At 67.7% G+C, this 560-nt stretch carries 1 pseudogene; it reads left to right on the top strand.

From position 1 onward, the window contains the following. Positions 1 to 253 (top strand): annotated as a pseudogene (locus J0695_RS39495) (slipin family protein); the annotation flags it as partial. Positions 254 to 560: the final 307 nt, after the last annotated feature.

The following is a 560-nucleotide window of genomic DNA, read 5'->3' as shown; positions in this document are numbered from 1 at the left end:
GATGTCGGACCAGCTGGCCCCGCTCCAGCTCAGGCTGTTGCAGACGGTGGTGGCGGTGGCTGCGGAGAAGAACTCCACGCTGGTGCTGCCCTTCCCCGTGGAGTTGCTGCGGTTCCTGGAACGGGCGGCCCCGCAGGCGCCGGTCGCGGCCCCGGCCCCGACCGCCCCTCCGGCTGTCCCTCCCGCCGAGCCCGAGAAGGCTCAGCTTCCGTCGGAATCCGGTCGGCAGGAGTCGAATACCGGACAGGACTAGTCCTCACCCACCGCCTTTGCGTATACGCGGTCAGTGTTCGCAGAGGTAATCGGCGCACGATTCCCCTCGTTCGTGAACGGACTTGGGACGCTTTGGTGTTGTCGTGTGCGCGTCCGGAAGTCGGTCTTGTGTGTTCCCTGTGCGTGTCGGAATAGTGGGCGGCGCATCCTCCGTGCCAGGACACCCCACTTGTCCGGACACGGCCCCCACAGGAAGGCACCTTTGTGAAGCACCGACGCATACCCAAGCGCCGCGCCGCCCTTGCGGCAGCCGGCGTGACCGCGCTCGTCGCCGCGGGAGTGACGTT

Origin of the sequence: Streptomyces beijiangensis (genome assembly GCF_017315755.1) — a bacterium.
Classification (GTDB): domain Bacteria; phylum Actinomycetota; class Actinomycetes; order Streptomycetales; family Streptomycetaceae; genus Streptomyces; species Streptomyces beijiangensis.
This window is presented reverse-complemented; position numbering and strand designations above follow the sequence as displayed.